Below are 18,390 nucleotides of genomic sequence, written 5' to 3'. Positions count from 1 at the left end.
AACGCCATGCACGACATCGCCAACGCCACTCCTTCGCGGCAGCCCCACTCCCGGTACCAGAACATGAAGATCAAACGTTTCGTCGCCGCCGACATGCGCACCGCCATGAACCTGGTGCGCAAGGAGCATGGGCCGGACGCGGTCATCCTTTCCAACCGCCGCATCGAGGAAGGTGTCGAGATCGTGGCGGCCGCCCATTACGACGAAGCCGTGGTGCAGCAGGCGCTGGAAGCCAGCCGCCCGGCCCCGCCGGCCCCGAGCAAGCCGCGCAGTGCCGCTGAAGCGATCATGGCCGCGGTCACCCGTCGCCGTACCCCGGAGCCGGAACCGGTCGCCGTCACCACGTCCGCGGTCGCCACCCTGGCCCGCTCGGCCGTGGGTGCCACCGGCCGTTCGATCGACAACAGCGTGGAACTGGCGCCGGGCAGCCGCTTCGCTTCGTTGCTCAAGCAGCCGGCCGCCGAAGCCCCGGTCATCCCCGCCGCCATCGTCCCGGCGGCGGCCATGCCCGCCGCATTCGCCTCGATCGCACCGGCACCGGCGGCCGTGGCGACGCAGCACTTCGCCACCCTGCTGGCTGACGAACCGCCGGTGGTGCCGGCTTTCCGTCCTGCCGGCAGCGTCGCCGCCAAGGTCCCGGCAGCCAGCCAGGAGCCGCCCCAGGCCGCGACGGTCGACGCGGTGCCGCCGGTGCAGCGCGCCCAGTTCCAGATCGATCCGCCGCAGCCGGAGCCGAGCCCGGCACCGGCAGTGGCCGAACTGCCGGCTGCAGCGCCCGTGACTGCCACCCCGGTGGTCGCCGTAACCGCACCGGTTGCCGCGGCCACGACCGAAGCTGTCGTGCCCGTTGCGCCGGCCGTACCGGCCGTGACTGCAGCACCGGCGGCACCGGTCGCCATCCCGGTCACCCCCGAGACCGCCGCGGCGCTGAGCGTGGTGGCCTCCCGCCGCGACGACGAACAACTCATCCAGCTGCGCCAGGAAATGGCCGGCATGCGCCAGATGATCGAGCGCGAGATGCACCGCTTCACCGACGAGCGCCTGCGCGGCAGCGCGGTGCGTGCCAATGCGCTGGACCTGATGGACGAGTACGGCTTCGACGCCGGCCTGGCCCGCGACGTGGTCATGCAGATCCCGGCCGACACCGACCCCAGCCGTGCCCGCGGGCTGATGCTGGGCCTGATCTCGCGCAAGCTGCCGATCGCCCCGGTCGACCCGATCGAGACTGGTGGCGTGATCGCCCTGGTTGGCCCGACCGGCGCCGGCAAGACCACCACCATCGCCAAGCTGGCCTCGCGCTTCGCCGAGGCCCATGCCCCGCGTGACGTGGCGCTGGTCACCACCGACACCCAGCGCATCGGCGCGCGCGAGCAGCTGTATGGCTTCGGCCGCCAGCTCGGCATCGCCGTGCACGAGGCCAACAGCGGTACCGACCTGAACCAGCTGCTGCAGAAGCTGGCCGACTACAAGCTGGTGCTGATCGACACCGCCGGGCTGGGCCAGCGCGACCGCGCCCTCACCGCCCAGCTGCAGTGGCTGCGCGCCGCCGGCCAGATCCGCACCCTGCTGGTGCTGCCGGCCAACACCTCCTTCCAGGACATGGATGAGGTGGTGCGCCGCTTCAGCGCCGCCAACCCGCAGGGCGTGGTGCTGACCAAGCTGGACGAGACCGGCCGCTTCGGCTCGGCCCTGTCCATCGCCGTGGACCACTGCCTGCCGGTGACCTGGGTCACCGACGGCCAGGACGTGCCGGAGGACCTGCACCGGGCCTCGGCGGCCAATCTCGTACTTCGCCTTGAAGATTTGCGCCGCGCGGCCGATATGCCCTGCAACCCGGAGTTCAACAATGCAGTCGCGTGAGTACGCCAAGCTGACCCACACCTTCCCGCTCGCGGCCACCCGGCGCGAGCCCGCTGGACCGGTGCGCACCATCGCCGTGACCGGCGGCAAGGGCGGCGTCGGCAAGACCAATGTCTCGGCCAACCTGGCCGTGGCACTGGCCGGCATGGGCAAGCGCACCCTGCTGCTGGACGCCGACCTGGGCCTGGCCAACATCGACGTGGTGCTGGGCCTGCAGCCCAAGCACACCCTGGCCGACCTGGTCGCCGGGCGCTGCACGCTGGAGGAAGTGATCATCGAAGGCCCGAACGGGGTGCTGGTGGTGCCGGCGGCGTCCGGCCGCCGCCACATGGCCGAACTGGCGCCGGCCGAGCATGTGGGCCTGGTCAACGCGTTCTCCGAGCTGGAACGCGACCTGGATGTGATGATCATCGATACCGCCGCCGGCATCACCGACAGCGTGCTGACCTTCTGCCAGGCCGCGCAGGACACCGTGGTGGTGGTCTGCGACGAGCCGGCCTCCATCACCGACGCCTACGCGCTGATCAAGGTGCTCTCGCGCGAGCGCGGCGTGGACCGCATCCAGGTCGTGGCCAACATGGCCCGTGATCCCAACGAAGGCCGCGCCCTGTACGAGAAGCTGGTGCGCGTCTGCGAGAAGTTCCTGATCGATGTCTCGCTCAACTACCTGGGCTGCGTGCCGCAGGACGACTGGCTGCGCGTGTCGGTGCAGCGCCAGCAGCCAGTGGTGAAGCTGTACCCGTCGGCACCGGCCGCCCTGGCCATCCAGGAGATCGCCCGCCGCACCGCGCGCTGGCAGGCCCCCACCACCCCGCGCGGCGGCGTCGAGTTCTTCCTGGAACGCATCATCCAGCAGAAGGTGAGCGCATGAACGCAACGGCCCATTACCGTGAAGTCCAGCGCAATGCGGCCAACGAGTGCATTGCCCAGCACGCCGACTTGGTGCGCCGCATCGCCCACCACCTGGCCGCGCGCCTGCCCGCCAGCGTGGAGGTCGACGACCTGATCCAGGCCGGCATGATGGGCCTGATCGAGGCCTCGCGCAGCTATGACGCCGAACAGGGCGCCTCGTTCGAGACCTATGCCTCGATCCGCATCCGCGGCTCGATGATCGACGAGATCCGGCGTGGCGACTGGGTGCCGCGCTCGGTGCACCGTCGCGCCCGCGATGCCGCGGCCACCATCCGTCGCCTCGAGCAGGCCAGCGGCCGTGCCGCCAGCGCCACCGAGGTGGCCGAGGCGATGGAAATGCCGCTGCCCGAGTACATGCGGCTGGTCGAGGATGCCTCGCGTGGCCAGGTGCTGAGCCTGGAGTCGCGCATCGAGGACCAGGGCGAGCTGGACACCCCGGCCACCGGCGGCCCCACCCCGCAGCAGATGCTCGAACGCAGCCAGTTCGGCGCCGAGCTGGGCAGGGCCATCAGCCAGCTGCCCGAGCGCGAACAGCTGGTGCTCTCGCTCTACTACGAGCAGGAACTGAACCTGAAAGAGATCGGCGCGGTGCTCGGTGTCAGCGAGTCGCGCGTCTGCCAGATCCATGGCCAGGCCACGCTGCGCCTGCGTGGTCGGCTGAAGATTTTCGAGTCGGCCGACGCCGGCTTCGAGGAACCATGAAGAGGAATTCCTTTTGAACAAGAACATGCGCATCCTGATCGTCGACGATTTCTCGACCATGCGTCGTATCGTCAAGAACCTGCTCGGCGACCTGGGCTTCACCAACACCGCTGAAGCCGAGGACGGGCATGCCGCGCTGGCCATGCTGCAGAGCCAGCCGTTCGATTTCGTGGTCACCGACTGGAACATGCCGGTGATGACCGGCATCGAGCTGCTCAAGGCCATCCGCGCCGATGCCAAGCTCAAGACCCTGCCGGTGCTGATGGTCACCGCCGAAGCCAAGCGCGAGCAGATCATCGAAGCCGCCCAGGCCGGCGTGAACGGCTACATCATCAAGCCGTTCACCGCGCAGACCCTGGAAGAGAAGCTGGGCAAGATCTTCGAACGACTGACGGCGAGCGCCTGATGGACCTGCCTGTCAAGACGCTGAGCGACAAATCGGCCCTGATCCAGCGCCTGCAGGATGCGCTGGCCGCGCTGGAAAACGGTGATGAAACCCGTTGGCGCCAGGAAATCGACGCCCTGGCCGCGCTGCGCGCGCAGCCGATGGTGGCCGGGCTGGGCCGGTTGGCCCGCGAGCTGGGCCAGGCACTGGGCGAGCTGCCCAGCGTGCCCAGCGAAGCCGGCGAGCTGGACGATGCCTGCGCGCGCCTGGACCACGTGGTGGAGATGACCGAGAAGGCCACCCACCGCACCCTGGACCTGGCCGAGGAATGCCGCGAGCTGACCGAACGCCTGCGCGCCGAAGGCCTCAACGCCGACCAGGACCAGCTGCTGGACCGCATCCGCCACAACCTCACCGAAGTGGCGCTGACCCAGAGCTACCAGGACCTGACCGGTCAGATCATCCGCCGCGTGGTGGGCATCGTCCGCCGCGTGCACGAGGGCTTTGGTGCGCTGGGCCTGCCCCCGGCCGAGGAAGACGTGCGCAACGCCGGCCTGGCTGGTCCGGCGGTCAATGGCCTGGACCGCCATGCGGTCAGCCAGCATGACGCCGACGACCTGCTGTCGGACCTGGGGCTGTAAGCCATGAGTGCCTTCGCCGACGACATCGCCGCCGATTTCATCATCGAAGCCCAGGAGATCCTCGATCGCCTGGGCGAGCAGCTGGTGACGCTGGAGCAGGCACCGGAAGACGCCGACCAGCTCAACGCGGTGTTCCGCGGCTTCCACACGCTCAAGGGCGGCGCCGGCTTCCTGTCGATCACGCCGATGGTGGAGCTGTGCCATGCCGCCGAGGAAACCCTGGGCATGGCCCGCTCGGGCAAGGCGCAACTGCTGGCCCATCACTTCGATGCCGCCCAGCAGTCGCTGGACTGGCTGCAGTCCATGCTCGACGCGGTGTCCTCCGGCACCGAGCCGGGCCACGCGCCGGCGGCATTGATCGCGCAGTTCGACGTCGGTACCGCGCCGGTACCGGCACCGGTCGCGGTACCAGTCGCGCCGGCCGGTGACCTGATCACCGAGGACGAGTTCGAGGCCCTGCTCGACAGCCTGCACGGCAAGAGCGCGCCGTCGGCGGTGGCCGCCAAACCCGCCGATGACCTGATCACCGAAGACGAATTCGAGGCGTTGCTCGACACGCTGCACGGCAGTGCCGCGCCCGGCACGTCCGCCGCTCCGGCAGTGGCAGTGGCACCGGCAGCGCCCCGCCCGGCGCCTGCCCCGGCCGCGCGCCCCACCGCCGCGGCCAAGCCGGCGGCCGCACCGGCCAAGGCCAGCGAGCCCGAGCACACCGTGCGCGTGGACACCAAGCGCCTGGATGCCATCGTCAACCTGATCGGCGAACTGGTGCTCTCGCGCAACCGCCTGAAGACCCTGCGCAGCCGGCTCAAGGACGAGGAACTCGACCGCGCCGTCTCCACCCTGGACATCGCCACCGCGCGTCTGCAGTCGGCGGTGATGCGCACCCGCATGCAGCCGGTCGGCAAGGTGTTCTCGCGCTTCCCGAAGGTGGCGCGCGACGTCGCGCGCTCGCTGCAGAAGGAAGTGGACCTGGAGCTGATCGGCGCCGACACCGAGCTGGACCGCAACCTGGTCGAAGCCCTGGCCGACCCGCTGGTGCACCTGGTCCGCAACGCCATCGACCACGGCGTGGAGATGCCTGACCTGCGCGAGGCGCAGGGCAAGCCGCGGATGGGCCGGGTGCGGCTGTCCGCCCAGCAGGAAGGCGACTACGTCAGCATCGAGGTGCAGGACGACGGCGCTGGCATCGACCCCGAACGCCTGCGCGCCAAGGCCCGCGAGAAGGGCTTGATCGACCCGGAGGCCGCCGCCCGCCTGACCAGCGAGGAATGCCTGCACCTGGTGTTCCTGCCCGGTTTCTCCACCAAGCAGCAGGTCACCGACATCTCCGGCCGTGGCGTCGGCATGGACGTGGTGCAGTCGCGCATCCGCGAGCTCAGCGGCCAGATCCAGATCCAGTCCGAACTGGGCCGTGGCAGCCGCTTCCTGATCCGCGTGCCGCTGACCCTGGCGATCCTGCCGACCCTGCTGGTACAGGCCGGTGAGGATGTCTACGCCCTGCCACTGGCCCGCGTGATGGAAGTGCTGCACGCCCCGGCCACCTCGCTGGGCTGGTTCGACGGTCGCGCGGTGCTGGACCGCAAGACCCACACGCTGGCGCTGGTGGACCTGCGCCAGTGGCTGGGGGTGACGCCGACCCTGTCGCCGCTGCTGACCATCGTGGTGCTGCAGGTCGGCGAAGCCCGCTTCGGCCTGGTCGTGGACCAGGTCCGCGGCCGCGAGGAAGTGGTGATCAAGCCCCTGCCGCGCGCCCTGCGCGGCCTGCGTGGCTACGCCGGCGCCACCCTGATCGGCGACGGCCGCATGGCGCTGATCCTGGACGTGGATGGGCTGCGCGGTGGGCAGGACTGACAGCTGCCGCCAACGCTGCACTCCCCTCTCCCGCCTGCGGGAGAGGGTGCCCGCAGGGCGGGTGAGGGCCGCTTTGCGCTGCACCAGGTGACGCTTCCCCCACCCCAACCCCTCCCCCGCACGCGGGAGAGGGGCTAAAGCAAAAGCCTCCCCCGCACGCCGGAAAGGAGCGAACGCAGCACCCCAGATTCAAGACTGTCTTCACAAGGCCGATATCCAACACCATGGACCGACTCAGCATCATTGGACTCTTCCTCGCCCTCGCTTCGCTGGTGGGCGGCAGCATCCTCAAGGGTGCGGGCCTGTCGTCGCTGTGGTCGCCGGCCGCGTTCGTGATCGTGATCGTCGGCACCATCGCTGCGATCCTGCTGCATACCTCTCCGGCGGTGTTCAAGCACGCCTTCAGGATCGTACGCTGGGTGATCCGCCCGCCGGCCAGTGACCGCCGCGCGCTGGTCCAGCAGATCGTGGACTGGAGCAACATCGCCCGCCGCCAGGGCCTGCTGGGCCTGGAGCCGCAGGTGGAGCAGCAGGACGACCCGTTCATCCGCAAGGGCCTGCAGCTGGTGGTCGACGGCGTGGAGCCGGACACCATCCGCCACATGATGGAAATCGAGCTCGGCAGTCAGGAGCAACAGGACCTGGCGGCGACCAAGGTGTTCGAAGGCATGGGCATCTACGCCCCGACGCTGGGCATCATCGGTGCCGTGCTGGGCCTGATCGCGGTGATGAAGAACCTGGCCGACCCGAGCAAGCTCGGCCATGGCATCGCCGCGGCGTTCACCGCCACCATCTACGGCATCGCCTCGGCCAACCTGCTGTTCCTGCCGGTCTCGGCCAAGCTCAAGAGCGTGATCGCCTCCAGCACGCGCGAGCGCGAGATGGTCATCGAGGGCCTGATCGCCATCGCCCAGGGCGAGAACCCGCGCAACATCGAAAACAGCCTGGCCGGGTTCGTGAACTGAGCCATGGCACGTCGCAAGCACCACGAAGAGCACGCCAACCATGAGGCATGGGCCATCCCCTATGCCGACCTGATGACGCTGCTGCTCGCCTTCTTCGTGGTGATGTACGCCATCTCCTCGCTCAACGAGGGCAAGTACCGGGTGATGGCCGACTCCCTGTCCACCGCTTTCGGCGGTGCACCGCGCACCATCAGCCAGGTGCAGGTGGGCAACATGCAGATCCAGGGCGGCGGCCACGACACCCCGTCTGTGATCCGCTCGCCGAGCATGACCGGCGGCGCCATGGCCGACCCCACCCAGCTGCCGTCGATGGCATCGCACATGCGCATGCCGGTCTCCACGCGCAACCAGGAACAGCTGCAGCGCGCCGAGCGCCAGTTGAACCAGATCGCCGACCGGCTCAGTTCCGCGCTGGCGCCGCTGGTCAAGCAGGGCGTGATCACGGTGCGCCGCACCGAGCTGTGGCTGGAAGTGGAGATCAACAGCGACATCCTGTTCGCCACCGGTTCGGCCTCGCTCGATGCCGGCGCCCGCGACACCCTGGGCAAGCTGGCCGACGTGCTGCTCGATGCCCCCAACGGCGTGCGCGTGGAAGGCCACACCGACAACGTGCCGATCGCCACCACGCAGTTCCCGTCCAACTGGGAGCTGTCCGCCGGTCGCGCGGCCAGCGTCGTGCACCTGTTCGCCGACCATGGCGTGCAGCCGGCACGGCTGGCGATGGTGGGCTATGGCCAGTTCCGTCCGCGCGAAAGCAACGACCTGCCGGAAGGCCGCAACCGCAACCGGCGGGTGATGGTCATCATCCTGGCCGACTCGGCCGCAGCGGCCGACCTGCCCGGCGCGGGTACCACCACCGCCGGCACCAACGGCACCGACGCCCCCCGTGGCGACAGCTCCCCCGCTGCCGCCGCCTCGGTGCCCGCTGTCATCGAAGGAGTTCACTGATGCGTATCTGGGCCATTGCCAACCAGAAAGGTGGCGTCGGCAAGACCACCACCACCCTGTCACTGGGGCGCGGCCTGGCCGCGCGCGGGCACAAGGTGCTGCTGATCGACCTGGATCCGCATTCCTCCCTCACCCGCGCCTTCGGCGTGCCGATCGAACCGGTGCCGCAGGGCGTGCAGGAACTGTTCGCCACACCGCCGCACGACATCGCCGCGCTGGCACGTGCCAGCGATATCCCGGGCCTGGACTACCTGTGCGCGCAGGCGTCATTGGCCACGCTGGAACGCCGCAGCGCCAACCAGCCCGGCCTCGGCCTGGCGCTGCAGCAGGCCTTGGCCCGCCACGGCGACCGCCATGACTACATCCTGCTCGACTGCGCGCCCACGCTGGGCCTGCTGATGATCAACGCGCTGGCCGCGGCCGACCGCTTGGTCATCCCCACCCAGGCCGAGCCGCTGGCGCTGCACGGCCTGGACGGCATGGTCCGCACCGGCGAGATGGTTGAGCGCTCCCGCAAACGACCACTGCCCATCTCGGTGCTGCCGACCCTGTTCGACCGCCGCACCCGCGCCGGCAACGAGTCGGTGCGCGCGATGCAGGACCGTCACGGCGAGCGCGTCTGGGAAGATGCCATTCCGCTGGATACCCGCATCAGCCAGGTCGCCGGCCTGGTCCAGCCGATCCAGGGCGACGACTACCCCGGCCGCGGCCATGCCGCGTATCGCCGCGCGCTGGACTGGCTGTTGGCCGAAGAGGCACGCGTGCGGCCAGCGCAGGAGGCGGCATGAGTACCGTCGGCGCACTGGACGACTACCTGGACGAACTGCTCGGCGGCGGCATGCCGACGGCGGCGCCCCCCACTGCGCCGGCCGCGCCGGTCGAAATACCGGGTGACAGCGCCGAGCTGGAAGCCGCCTTCGAAGCCGCGATGGCCGAGGTCCAGGCACAGGCCGATGCCGTGCCCGTAGGCGCCCCCGTCGCCGCTGCGTCCACCGTTCCCGGTGACAGCGCCGAACTGGAAGCCGCCTTCGAGGCTGCGCTGGCCGACGTCCAGGCACAGGCCAGTGCCTCGCCTGCAGACGTCCCTGCCGCCGCACCGCGCACCATTCCCGGTGACAGCGCCGAACTGGAAGCCGCCTTCGAGGCTGCGCTGGCCGCCGCCGCGGCTTCACGCGCGAGCGCCATGGCTGAACCCACCTGGGCCGACGTGCCTGCTGAGCCGGTCGCCGCCGCGCCGACGCCGGAGCCCACCTGGGACGACCTGCCGGACGAGGTCATCTACGAAACCGACGCGGCCGAAAGCGCCCGGCTTGCCCATGCCGACAGCCCCAGCCTGCAGGCCGCCTTCGACGTGGCCGCAGGCGTGGCCCCTGCACCGCCACCGCCGGCCCGCACCGCGCGACCGGCCCCTGCGCCCGCCCCTGCCGCACCCGCCCCCGCGCCGAACACCTGGCAGGAACTGCAGGCGCAAGCCGCACGGCCACCGCAGCAACGCCGCGCCAGCGAGCGCACCTCGCGCTGGCTGCGCCTGCGTTGCGGTGCGCAGGCCTATGCGCTGGAGCTGTTGAAGGTGCAGGAAGTGGTCCTGCCGGTGCCCTTGCTGGCGTTGCGCGGTGCCGCGCCGTCGATGCTGGGCATCATGAACCTGCGCGGCCAGGTGGTCCCGGTATTGGACCTGTGCCGGCACCTTGGCGTCCCGGTCACCGAAGACTCCGCGCAGACCCGCATCGTGGTGCTGGAGGAGAACGGCGAAACACTGGGCCTGCGCGTCTCCGCCGTGGAGGACGTGGCCAACCTGACCGACTCGCAGATCGAACCCCCGGACACCGCGCGCATCTGCCAGATCTCCAACGAGCTGTTCAAGGGTATTGCCCGCATCGGCAGCCAGCCGATGATCCTGCTCGATGCCACCCGCCTGCTCCAGTAGGCGCGCGTTCCGGCGCGAAGCGGGAACCACGTCCCTACCGAGGGTGCATGCAAGCCCCGGATGCATCGGTTTCGCGCCGGAAGGTGCTCCTGTCGGGAAAACCACGCAATCCATCACATTCCGCACTGCACCCGGTCACCTGCCCTAAAGAACCCCCGGGCAATGCCGCTACCCCTCCCAGTAACGTTTGTCCCGGAGCAACGATGAGCACTGTGGCGCTGTCGCAGGACCTCGGAATCGAATCCACCAGCGAGCTGAAACAGCAACTGGCCGCGCATCTCGGCCAGGGCGGTGAACTGCGTGTCGACGCCAGCGAGGTGGCCCGCGTGCACACCGCGGCCATGCAGGTGCTGTGCGCCTTCGTCGTGGCCCGCCAGCAAGCCGGGCACGGCACCGTGTTCGACAACGCTACCGATACCTTCCGTGACGCCGCGCGCCTGCTCGGTGTCCTCCGGACCTTCGGTCTGGAAGCAACCCCTGACACAACGAAATCTGTGGAGAACGCTGCATGAGCGCACGAATCCTGGTGGTGGACGACTCGGCGTCGATGCGCCAGATGGTCTCTTTCGCCCTCACCTCGGCCGGCTTTTCGGTGGAAGAAGCCGAAGACGGCGCCGTCGCCCTCGGCCGTGCCAAGGGCCAGCGCTTCAACGCGGTGGTCACCGACGTGAACATGCCGAACATGGACGGCATCGCGCTGATCCGCGAGCTGCGCCAGCTGCCGGACTACAAGTTCACCCCGCTGCTGATGCTCACCACCGAATCGGCCGCGGACAAGAAGTCCGAAGGCAAGGCCGCCGGCGCCACCGGCTGGCTGGTCAAGCCGTTCAATCCCGAACAGCTGGTCGCCACCGTCCAGAAAGTCCTGGGCTGATACGCCCCGCCTGCACCCCTCACGGATACCGCGCCAATGAGCATGGACCTGCAACGTTTCCACGCCACCTTCTTCGAGGAAAGCCGCGAAGGGCTGGATGCGATGGAAGCCGGGCTGCTGGCGCTGGAAGACGGCCAACGCGACCCGGAGGTCATCAACTCGGTGTTCCGCGCCGCCCATTCGATCAAGGGCGGCGCCGGTACCTTCGGCTTCGATGCCATCGCCGGCCTCACCCACGTGCTGGAAACGCTGCTCGATGAGCTGCGCGCCGGCAAGCGTGCGCTGGAAGGCAGTGCGGTCGATGCGATGCTGGCCTCGGTGGACGTGCTGCGTGCGCTGCTGCGCGAGGTCGAGCACGGCCAGGCCGCCGACCCGGCCGCGGTCAAGGCGGTGACCGATCGGCTGCAGGCGGTACTGGCCGGAACGGCGCCGGTCGCCGTCGCAGCCGCGAAGCAGGAAGAAACCCCTGACGCCTGGCAGATCGGCTTCGTGCCGGCGCCGTCGCTGTTCATGAGCGGCAACGACCCGCTGCGCATCATCCGCGAGCTGGAGACGCTGGGCTCGCTGCACGTCGAACCGCGCATGCAGCGCCTGCCGGCATTCGAGCAGCTTGATCCGCTGGAAGCCTACCTGGCCTGGGACCTGGGCCTGGTTGGCAAGGTCCCGCGCAGCCGCATCGAAGACACCTTTGCCTGGGTCGTGGACGACTGCGAGCTGGACATCCGTCCGGCCGCGCCGCCCAGCCTGGCCAGCGAGGCGCCCGCAGCGGCCGCCACTCCCGCCGCCGTCGATGCCGGCAAGCCCGCCGCGGCCGGCGGCACGCATGAGGCGGAGACCTCCATCCGCGTCAGCGTCGACAAGGTCGATGCACTGATCAACCTGGTCGGCGAACTGGTCATCACCCAGGCCATGCTCAAGCAGGTCTCCGGCGGGTTGGACCCGGTCCATGCCGAACGCCTGTTCGCCGGCCTGGACCTGCTCGAGCGCAACACCCGCGACCTGCAGGAAGCCGTCATCGGCGTGCGCATGCTGCCGGTGGATGCGGTATTCCGGCGTTTCCCGCGCCTGGTCCGCGACCTGTCCAGCCGCCTTGGCAAGCAGGTGCGCCTGCGCACCGTCGGCGAAGGCACCGAACTGGACAAGGGCCTGATCGAGAAGATCGCCGACCCGCTGGTCCATCTGGTCCGCAACTCGATCGACCACGGCCTGGAGATGCCCGACGTCCGCCGCGATGCCGGCAAGGACGAAACCGGCACCATCACCCTGGCCGCGTCGCACCAGGGGGGCCATATCGTCATCGAGGTCAGCGACGATGGGCGCGGGCTGAACCGCGACAAGATCCTGGCCAAGGCGCTCGAGCGCGGGCTGAGCGTGCCGGACAATCCGACCGACGCGCAGGTCTGGGACCTGATCTTCCAGCCGGGCTTCTCCACCGCCGACGCGGTCACCGACCTGTCCGGGCGAGGCGTGGGCATGGACGTGGTCCGCCGCAACATCCAGGCGCTGGGCGGCGAAGTGCAGCTGGAAAGCCGCACCGGCCACGGCACCCGCGTGCTGATCCGGCTGCCGCTGACCCTGGCCATCCTCGATGGCATGACCGTCTCGGTGGCCGGCGAAACCCTGATCCTGCCGTTGGCCTACGTGCTCGAGGCACTGCAGCCGCAGGCCGACGACATCCGCACCATGGCTGGCGAAGGCCGCGTGCTGCGGGTGCGCGGCGAGTACCTGCCGATCCTGTCGCTGGGCCAGTACTACGGCTACCGCGATGACCGCCATGCCGACCCGTTGGTGGTGGTGGTCGAAGGCGACGGCCAGAAGATCGCGCTGGAAGTGGATGAACTGCTCGGCCAGCAGCAGGTGGTGGTCAAGAACATCGAGAACAACTACCGCCGCATCGGCGGGGTTTCCGGCGCCACCATCCTCGGCGATGGCCGCGTCGCGCTGATCGTCGACATCGGTGGGCTGGTGCGCTCGCTCCGGATCCCACAGGCCGCCTGATCCCGGCCCCGCGCCCACATCGCGCACCGGTTGGCGGGATGCCGACCGGCCGCTGACCGGCCGTCCATGACGGCACCCGGCGCCTTCCCCGCCTGCCATCGCGCAGGCGGGAATGGCGTCCCTGCCCCTTCCCCCCCCCTTTCCACCCCCTCTCCACAGGCGAACACCGCGATCGCACCCGATGCCACCGGGCGCTCCGCCCTGCGACGGTCGACGGGCCCGATGCGGCCAGTGTCATTCCCCACCGCATTCACCTGAACACCGTCAGCAAGCGTTCGTCGGCGGCTGTCAAGAACCCCACGGCAGTGCCGATACCGCAGCACATCGTGGTGCCAGCACCACACGGGCGCTTCGCCGCCCGCCTATTTCCCCGTTACCTGCGCAGGCGCGAAGGGCCTGCGCGTAGCACGCAATGCCAAACGGAGGCATCTGCAATGAAATGGTTCCAGAACCTGTCGATCACGCGGAAGCTGTTGCTGGCGTTCTGCACCACCGGTCTGCTGACCCTGCTGTTGGGCCTGTTCTCGGTGTGGCGCATGGATGTCGCCCAGCAGCAGATCCGCCAGGTCAACGAGAACTGGATGCCCGCCGTGCAGCATCTGGGCGAGATGCGCGCGCAGCTCGGTGAGTTCCGCACGTTCGAGCAGGCGCAGCTGGCCTACCAGGGCAACCCCGAGCAGCTGGCCGATTACGACAAGCGCATGGCCGATACGCGCGCGGTGATCGAGGCCGAGGAAAAGGCCTACGACGACATCGACACCGACTACACCGCCGAGGAAAAGGCGATGTACGACCAGCTCAAGGACTACCGGGCCGCGTACTTCGAGGCGCATGAACGCATCGCCGCGGCGATCGCCGCCGATGACTTCGCCACCGCCTCGGCCATCTCCAGCTCCGACTCGCGCAAGATGCGCCGCGCGCTGTTCGACCAGCTCAAGAAGCTCTCCCAGTACAACCAGGAACAGCTGGCCAGGGAGACCGCGATGTCGCGCGAAGCGCACACGCGCTCGCTGCTGGCCGTGTTCGGCATGCTGGCGGCGGCACTGGCGCTGGCCGCGCTGCTGGGCTGGGCCATCATCCGCGCGATCATGGCGCCACTGGGCGAAGCCGTGCGCGTGGCCGATGATGTTTCCGCCGGCAAGCTCGACCGCCGCATCGACGCCTCGCGCCGCGACGAAGTGGGCATGCTGCTGTCCTCGATGCAGCGCATGCAGGCGCAGCTGCAGTCAGTGATGGCCGCGCAGGGCGAGATGGCCCGCCAGCATGACGCCGGCTCGCTCAGCTACCGCATGGACGAGAGCGCCTTCCCCGGCGACTACGGGCAGATGGTACGCGCCACCAACGGCCTGGTCGCCGGCAACGTGGCCACCATTGGCGACACCCTGGACATCCTCAAGCGCTACTCCGTCGGCGACATGAGCGTGGACATCGAGCGCCTGCCCGGCGAGAAGGCGGTGATCACCGAGACCGTGGACACCATCAAGGCCAACCTGTCGGCCATCAACACCGAGATCCGGCAGCTGGCCACCGCGGCCGCGGCCGGTGACTTCACCCAGCGCGGCGACGTGGACGGCTACCAGCACGACTTCCGTGACATGGTCGCCGGCCTGAACCACCTGATGGAAACCGCCGACGGCAACCTGGCCAAGGTCTCGCAGGTGCTGCAGGCATTGGCCCAGGGCGACCTCACCGTGCGCATGGACGGCCAGTTCAACGGCGTGTTCGCACAGATGCGTGACGACGCCAACGCCACCGTCGACCAGTTGACCGCCATCGTCGGCCGCATCCAGAACGCGGCCTCCAGCATCAACCTGGCCTCCAGCGAGATCGCCACCGGCAACAACGACCTGTCGCGCCGTACCGAGCAGCAGGCCGCCAACCTGGAGGAAACCGCTGCCTCGATGGAGGAACTGACCTCCACCGTGCGCCAGAACGCCGAATCGGCCCGCCAGGCCAACCAGTTGGCCATCGGCGCGCACGGCGTGGCCAGCCAGGGCGGCAACGTGGTCGCCCAGGTGGTCAACACCATGGGCGCCATCGAGGCTTCGTCCAGGAAGATCGCCGAGATCATCTCGGTCATCGACGGCATCGCCTTCCAGACCAACATCCTGGCGCTCAACGCCGCGGTGGAAGCGGCGCGTGCCGGCGAACAGGGCCGCGGCTTCGCCGTGGTCGCCTCGGAAGTACGGACCCTGGCCCAGCGCTCGGCCGGCGCGGCCAAGGAGATCAAGGGCCTGATCGAGGACTCGGTGGACAAGGTCGGCGAAGGCTCGGTGCTGGTGCACCAGGCCGGCACCACGATGGGCGAGATCGTGGCCTCGGTGCAACGCGTGACCGACATCATGGCCGAGATCTCCGCCGCCTCGCAGGAGCAGAGCGCCGGCATCGAGCAGGTCAACCAGACCGTGATGCAGATGGACGAGACCACCCAGCAGAACGCCGCGCTGGTGGAGGAAGCCACCGCCGCGGCCCGGGCGATGGAAGAACAGGCACTGCTGCTCAACGAAGCGGTGGCCGCCTTCCACATCGCGTCCAAGGCGGGCACCGCCAGCGTCGCCAGCCCGCCGCGTAGCCGCCCGACCAGCCCGGCACCGGCCAGCCCGCGCATCGCCCGCGCGCCGGTGGCACGCCGGATCGAACCGATGGTCGCCAATGGCGAGGACTGGCAGGAGTTCTGATGTCCCCGCGCCGCCGCCCGTCCCATGGGCGGCGGCAGGCACCGCCAGCCGCTGCCGTTTCCCTCAAGCAACACCCAGGCAAGCCGATTTACTGATCAATCCCCTCCTTCCACCCGGCCGGTAGTCGCCAATGTCCACTTCCCGACGTTCCTTTACCCGCAGCATCGCCATGCGCCTGATGCTCGGAACCGCTTTGGTTGCAACGTTCGCCTTCGGCCTCACCGCGATGATCATCTACCTGCGCAGCAGCGACGCGCTGATGTCGGTCTCGCGTGCCAACCTGGAGAACATGGCCAACCTGGAAGCGCAGCGCATCTCGGCCGAGATGGGGCTGGGCTTCGAATCCAACGACACGCTGGCCAGCAGCTTTCTGAGCCTGCGCCAGTCCGGCGCGCTGACCCGCCAGAATGCCTCCAGCGTCCTGCAGCGGAAGCTGCTGGCCAACCCGCAGTGGATCGGCGTCGGCACGTTGTGGGAACCGGACGCCTTCGACGGCAAGGACGCCGAGTTCGTCGATACCGACGGCCACGATGCCAGCGGCCGCTTCATGAGCTACTGGGCCTGGCAGGACGACACGCCCGTGCAGGAGGCCCTGCGCGGCTACGACGTGCCCGGCGATGGCGACTGGTACCTGCAGCCACGTGCCTCGAAGAAGCCGGCCGTGCTGGAACCGTACAGCTACGAGATCGGTGGCCGTCGCATCCTGATGACCACGCTGGCCACGCCGATCGTGGAAGGCGACCATTTCCTCGGCGTGATGACCGTGGACTTCGCCCTGCAGTCGCTGCAGGAGCGCCTGAGCACGATGCACCCGATGGAACAGGGCTACGTGCGGCTGCTGTCGCCGGGCGGCACCATCATCGCCGACCGCGACCCGGCCAAGGTCGGCAGCAAGGTCGATGATGCCGCGACCAAGGCGATGCTCGCCGGCACCGCCAAGGGTCAGGTCGTGTTCGGGCAAAGCCGCGATGCCGCGCTGGGCGAGGACGTGGTGGAAACCTATGTCCCGCTGAAGATCGGCAATGCCGGCCAGAACTTCGCCTTCGGCGTGGTGGTACCGCGCTCGCTGCTGATGCAGCAGGCCCGCGTGCTGCTGTGGACCATCATCGGCGTCGGCGTGGCGGCGGCACTGCTGCTGTGCCTGGCGCTGTACGTGCTGCTGCGCAGGCTGGTGTTCCAGCCCCTGGGGCAGGCCGTGAACGTGTCCGACCAGATCGCCGCAGGCAAGCTGGACAATGTCCTGCGCGCCCAGCGCGATGACGAACTCGGCATGCTGCTGTCCTCGATGCAGCGCATGCAGGCGCAGCTGCAGTCGGTGATGGCCGCGCAGGGCGAGATGGCCCGCCAGCATGACGCCGGCTCGCTCAGCTACCGCATGGACGAGAGCGCCTTCCCCGGCGACTACGGGCAGATGGTACGCGCCACCAACGGCCTGGTCGCCGGCAACGTGGCCACGATCAGCGACACCCTGGACATCCTCAAGCGCTACTCCGTCGGCGACATGAGCGTGGACATCGAGCGCCTGCCCGGCGAGAAGGCGGTGATCACCGAGACCGTGGACACCATCAAGGCCAACCTGTCGGCCATCAACACCGAGATCCGGCAGCTGGCCACCGCGGCCGCGGCCGGTGACTTCACCCAGCGCGGCGACGTGGACGGCTACCAGCACGACTTCCGTGACATGGTCGCCGGCCTGAACCACCTGATGGAAACCGCCGACGGCAACCTGGCCAAGGTCTCGCAGGTGCTGCAGGCACTGGCCCAGGGTGACCTCACCGTGCGCATGGACGGCCAGTTCAACGGCGTGTTCGCACAGATGCGCGACGACGCCAACGCCACCGTCGACCAGTTGACCGCCATCGTCGGCCGCATCCAGAACGCGGCCTCCAGCATCAACCTGGCCTCCAGCGAGATCGCCACCGGCAACAACGACCTGTCGCGCCGTACCGAGCAGCAGGCCGCCAACCTGGAGGAGACCGCCGCCTCGATGGAGGAACTGACCTCCACCGTGCGCCAGAACGCCGAATCGGCCCGCCAGGCCAACCAGCTGGCCATCGGTGCCGCCTCGGTGGCCTCGCAGGGTGGCGAGGTGGTCGCCCAGGTGGTCAACACCATGGGCGCCATCGAGGCTTCGTCCAGGAAGATCGCCGAGATCATCTCGGTCATCGACGGCATCGCCTTCCAGACCAACATCCTGGCCTTGAACGCCGCAGTCGAAGCGGCGCGTGCCGGCGAGCAGGGCCGCGGCTTCGCCGTGGTCGCCTCGGAAGTGCGGACCCTGGCCCAGCGCTCGGCCGGCGCGGCCAAGGAGATCAAGGGCCTGATCGAGGACTCGGTGGACAAGGTCGGCGAAGGCTCGGTGCTGGTGCACCAGGCCGGCACCACGATGGGCGAGATCGTGGCCTCGGTGCAACGCGTGACCGACATCATGGCCGAGATCTCCGCCGCCTCGCAGGAGCAGAGCGCCGGCATCGAGCAGGTCAACCAGACCGTGATGCAGATGGACGAGACCACCCAGCAGAACGCCGCGCTGGTGGAGGAAGCCACCGCCGCGGCCCGGGCGATGGAAGAACAGGCACTGCTGCTCAACGAAGCGGTGGCCGCCTTCCACATCGCGTCCAAGGCGGGCACCGCCAGCGTCGCCAGCCC

Annotated in this window: 15 protein-coding genes; all 15 read left to right on the top strand. The window is 69.1% G+C overall.

Going from position 1 to position 18,390, the window contains the following annotated elements:
* Window positions 1-63 precede the first annotated feature (63 nt).
* A complete protein-coding gene (gene flhF / locus VA603_RS12580) occupies window positions 64-1,860 on the top strand; it encodes a flagellar biosynthesis GTPase FlhF (RefSeq protein ID WP_323439050.1) in 1,797 nt (598 codons plus the stop codon).
* Complete coding sequence (locus VA603_RS12575; RefSeq protein ID WP_132863163.1) at window positions 1,847-2,731, top strand: MinD/ParA family protein; 885 nt, start codon at window positions 1,847-1,849, stop codon at window positions 2,729-2,731. Before flhF ends, VA603_RS12575 begins: the two co-directional genes overlap by 14 nt.
* Window positions 2,728-3,474, top strand: coding sequence for an RNA polymerase sigma factor FliA (locus VA603_RS12570; protein WP_132863162.1), 747 nt, complete (start codon window positions 2,728-2,730; stop codon window positions 3,472-3,474). The genes VA603_RS12575 and VA603_RS12570 overlap by 4 nt, the downstream gene beginning before the upstream one ends.
* A gap of 13 nt (window positions 3,475-3,487) precedes the next feature.
* Complete coding sequence (cheY, locus tag VA603_RS12565; RefSeq protein WP_165931126.1) at window positions 3,488-3,880, top strand: chemotaxis response regulator CheY; 393 nt, start codon at window positions 3,488-3,490, stop codon at window positions 3,878-3,880.
* Window positions 3,880-4,500, top strand: a complete 621-nt coding sequence (locus VA603_RS12560) for a protein phosphatase CheZ (RefSeq protein WP_323439049.1) — start codon at window positions 3,880-3,882, stop codon at window positions 4,498-4,500. Before cheY ends, VA603_RS12560 begins: the two co-directional genes overlap by 1 nt.
* 3 nt (window positions 4,501-4,503) lie before the next feature.
* Window positions 4,504-6,351: a chemotaxis protein CheA gene (locus VA603_RS12555; RefSeq protein WP_323439048.1), complete on the top strand. Its 1,848-nt coding sequence runs from the start codon at window positions 4,504-4,506 to the stop codon at window positions 6,349-6,351.
* A gap of 224 nt (window positions 6,352-6,575) precedes the next feature.
* Window positions 6,576-7,316 carry a flagellar motor protein gene (locus VA603_RS12550; RefSeq protein ID WP_132863159.1) on the top strand — a complete coding sequence of 247 codons (741 nt, stop codon included), beginning with the start codon at window positions 6,576-6,578 and terminating at the stop codon, window positions 7,314-7,316.
* Between the two features lie 3 nt (window positions 7,317-7,319).
* Window positions 7,320-8,264, top strand: a complete 945-nt coding sequence (gene motD, locus VA603_RS12545) for a flagellar motor protein MotD (RefSeq protein WP_132863158.1) — start codon at window positions 7,320-7,322, stop codon at window positions 8,262-8,264.
* Window positions 8,264-9,052 carry a ParA family protein gene (locus tag VA603_RS12540; RefSeq protein WP_132863157.1) on the top strand — a complete coding sequence of 263 codons (789 nt, stop codon included), beginning with the start codon at window positions 8,264-8,266 and terminating at the stop codon, window positions 9,050-9,052. Before motD ends, VA603_RS12540 begins: the two co-directional genes overlap by 1 nt.
* Complete coding sequence (locus VA603_RS12535; protein ID WP_323439047.1) at window positions 9,049-10,191, top strand: chemotaxis protein CheW; 1,143 nt, start codon at window positions 9,049-9,051, stop codon at window positions 10,189-10,191. The genes VA603_RS12540 and VA603_RS12535 overlap by 4 nt, the downstream gene beginning before the upstream one ends.
* A gap of 203 nt (window positions 10,192-10,394) precedes the next feature.
* Entirely contained in the window at window positions 10,395-10,703 is a 309-nt protein-coding gene (locus VA603_RS12530) for an STAS domain-containing protein (RefSeq protein ID WP_132863155.1), read from the top strand.
* Complete coding sequence (locus VA603_RS12525; RefSeq protein ID WP_087922463.1) at window positions 10,700-11,065, top strand: response regulator; 366 nt, start codon at window positions 10,700-10,702, stop codon at window positions 11,063-11,065. The genes VA603_RS12530 and VA603_RS12525 overlap by 4 nt, the downstream gene beginning before the upstream one ends.
* 36 nt (window positions 11,066-11,101) lie before the next feature.
* On the top strand, window positions 11,102-13,063 hold the full coding sequence (locus VA603_RS12520; protein WP_323439046.1) for a chemotaxis protein CheA: 1,962 nt from the start codon (window positions 11,102-11,104) through the stop codon (window positions 13,061-13,063).
* A 434-nt stretch (window positions 13,064-13,497) separates the two neighbouring features.
* Entirely contained in the window at window positions 13,498-15,741 is a 2,244-nt protein-coding gene (locus VA603_RS12515; RefSeq protein WP_323439045.1) for a methyl-accepting chemotaxis protein, read from the top strand.
* Between the two features lie 130 nt (window positions 15,742-15,871).
* Window positions 15,872-18,390, top strand: a 2,519-nt coding sequence (locus VA603_RS12510) for a methyl-accepting chemotaxis protein (protein WP_323439044.1), incomplete at its 3' end; no start/stop codon positions are given.

Source organism: Stenotrophomonas capsici (genome assembly GCF_034961085.1).
Lineage (GTDB): Bacteria > Pseudomonadota > Gammaproteobacteria > Xanthomonadales > Xanthomonadaceae > Stenotrophomonas > Stenotrophomonas capsici.
The sequence above is the reverse complement of the archived record's forward strand: the minus strand, read 5'-3'. Positions and strand labels throughout refer to the sequence as shown.

Coding starts and splice junctions, on each gene's coding strand:
- VA603_RS12515 (WP_323439045.1), top strand. CDS start 13,498: ATGAAATGGTTCCAGAACCTGTCGATCACGCGGAAGCTGTTGCTGGCG.
- VA603_RS12530 (WP_132863155.1), top strand. CDS start 10,395: ATGAGCACTGTGGCGCTGTCGCAGGACCTCGGAATCGAATCCACCAGC.
- VA603_RS12575 (WP_132863163.1), top strand. CDS start 1,847: ATGCAGTCGCGTGAGTACGCCAAGCTGACCCACACCTTCCCGCTCGCG.
- VA603_RS12535 (WP_323439047.1), top strand. CDS start 9,049: ATGAGTACCGTCGGCGCACTGGACGACTACCTGGACGAACTGCTCGGC.
- flhF (WP_323439050.1), top strand. CDS start 64: ATGAAGATCAAACGTTTCGTCGCCGCCGACATGCGCACCGCCATGAAC.
- VA603_RS12555 (WP_323439048.1), top strand. CDS start 4,504: ATGAGTGCCTTCGCCGACGACATCGCCGCCGATTTCATCATCGAAGCC.
- VA603_RS12560 (WP_323439049.1), top strand. CDS start 3,880: ATGGACCTGCCTGTCAAGACGCTGAGCGACAAATCGGCCCTGATCCAG.
- VA603_RS12570 (WP_132863162.1), top strand. CDS start 2,728: ATGAACGCAACGGCCCATTACCGTGAAGTCCAGCGCAATGCGGCCAAC.
- VA603_RS12540 (WP_132863157.1), top strand. CDS start 8,264: ATGCGTATCTGGGCCATTGCCAACCAGAAAGGTGGCGTCGGCAAGACC.
- VA603_RS12525 (WP_087922463.1), top strand. CDS start 10,700: ATGAGCGCACGAATCCTGGTGGTGGACGACTCGGCGTCGATGCGCCAG.
- VA603_RS12550 (WP_132863159.1), top strand. CDS start 6,576: ATGGACCGACTCAGCATCATTGGACTCTTCCTCGCCCTCGCTTCGCTG.
- VA603_RS12520 (WP_323439046.1), top strand. CDS start 11,102: ATGAGCATGGACCTGCAACGTTTCCACGCCACCTTCTTCGAGGAAAGC.
- motD (WP_132863158.1), top strand. CDS start 7,320: ATGGCACGTCGCAAGCACCACGAAGAGCACGCCAACCATGAGGCATGG.